Below are 1,937 nucleotides of genomic sequence, written 5' to 3' on the forward strand. Positions count from 1 at the left end.
CATACCCAAGATCATCCGCATAGATCACGACAATGTTGGGCAACTGTTGGGGAATATCATCGGCTCCCAACGCCGGAACAAATTGTCCAAGCAGAGTAAAGATCAAGACCATCTTGATCGTGATTCGTATGTATTGTTTCTTCATAAAGCTCACTCTTTCTCGCCAACGCCAAAGTCCTCTCACACCTGCCCGGGGGCGAGGCTTCGACTGCGGGTTAAGGTTTGAATGGCCATGACGGATTTGAACTCGCAGCGGTCAGGTGTTGAGACGCCTTGTTGAGCCTTTTTGTAAGGCGGAACTCATCTCGAGCTTTCAGTTTCTCCTACAAGCCATTTGGCCGCTTCCAGTTCCCCTCTCAATCGCAAGTGATCTATGTAGCGGCTCATCAGGTCTGGGTCATTCGAGAGAATGTCTTGTGCGTTGCCAAAGTTCTCGATGACTTGCCGGAGTTCTTGGCGCTCAGCGACAATGGATTCTCTCGCTTGGCTGACGGTGAGCCCCTCATAAAGAGACGGAGCCTCGTCAGAAAGCCCGCTCAGGGTCGCTTCCTCCAAGGCCATTCCGACAAATTGGTCGATCATCGTTCCTGATCTCGATTGATCGGCCAGTCGCTGCCCCATCGATGCCGTCAAAGAACGGAGTTCCGAGGCCTCCTCTGGCGACCTGGAGCCCTCCATGTCTTTCAGTGAATTCGCCAAAGAGCGCAAATCAGAGAGATACCCTAATTTGAAATCGAAGGCGCTTCTGATCTTGGCTGCATCAGGAGAAAGACCTGCTGCGATATACGCATCCTCCGTGCCCAATTGCGTTGCAATTCTGAAGTCATCCATCCTGTATCGGTCGGTCGTTCCTCTCAGGATCTCAATGGCGGCATCTGATTGGCCGGCATCCAACAAATGCGATGCAGAGATGAACGCGGCTAGAGCATTGTCGGGATCTGCTGCAAGAAGTCGTTTGCTCATTGCGAGACGTTCTTCTCCGGAAAATGCAGAAAAAGTTGCGCCAATAAACAGTAGATGGCGATTCGCGGGATCTGCTTCGATCCCCTGACGAATTAGGTCCGGATCATTAGTAAGTAATCCCGCTATGACCAACGCCTCAGCGAAGGAACGAGAATCGCCCTTTTTGCTTTCCAGCCACGGCTCAAGCTCCTTACCCGTAACCGGCTTCGAGAGTTCTGAATCAATGGTCGGCTGATTGCCTCCGGGACGGACGCTTGGCCGCAGAACAATGCCCGGACGACTCTCATTCCTCCCGGGCATTCTCCCATCGGCGGTGGCGGCATCGCTGTCAGCTGTGCCTGATGGCCACAAAACTACCGCCAATATTCCAAGTGCGGCGGCAAACAGATGAGTAAGGAGGGGTTTCATTATTCTGGCCTCAACGTCAAAGTCCTCTCACACCTGCCCGAGGGCGAGGCTTCGACTGTGGGTTGAAGGTTGGATGATCATGACGGATTGAACTCGCGGCGGGGCAGGTGTTGAGAGCGACGTATTGTTGAACAGAGCCGCTGCGCGGCAATTCCGTTTAGAGGGTATTGCAGGGGTGAAGCGAAGTCGTCAGGGCTCACTAATGTCAAAAAATGATAATACACCAAAACGACTCGCTTCGGCGCAATGGTATCTGGACTTCAACCGCTTTGTCCAACTCAAAGGTCTGGCCAAGCGCACTCGCCAAACCTACTTCGGCTGGGTCCACCAACTCGCCGACCACTTCCCGAAAGAGGACATCTCGAAGCTCCCGCCCGAACGCGTCCTCGACTTCCTGATCCACATCCAGGACGAACGCAAACTCCGGCCCAGCACCGTCAATCAGGCGGTTTGCTCCCTGCGCACGCTCTATCGGGACCACCTCGGAATCGACTGGGACATCTGGAAGAAGATCAAAATCAAGTTCGACGAACCGCTCCCTCACGTGCTCACCCGCGATGAGGTCG

2 protein-coding genes are annotated in these 1,937 nt (G+C 53.9%); one reads left to right on the top strand and one right to left on the bottom strand.

The genetic code is table 11. The annotated features are described in order from the left end of the window. Positions 1-300 precede the first annotated feature (300 nt). Positions 301-1,371 (bottom strand): tetratricopeptide repeat protein, encoded by a 1,071-nt coding sequence (locus WBG04_RS03880; protein WP_424313063.1) that lies wholly within the window; start codon positions 1,369-1,371, stop codon positions 301-303. A gap of 202 nt (positions 1,372-1,573) precedes the next feature. On the opposite strand from WBG04_RS03880, the gene WBG04_RS03885 reads away from it, so the two are divergent. Continuing rightward, positions 1,574-1,937 (top strand): site-specific integrase (locus tag WBG04_RS03885; protein ID WP_424313064.1); only part of this gene is annotated, 364 nt, incomplete at its 3' end.

The sequence above is a fragment of the Haloferula sp. genome, from assembly GCF_049672945.1.
GTDB lineage: Bacteria > Verrucomicrobiota > Verrucomicrobiia > Verrucomicrobiales > Akkermansiaceae > Haloferula.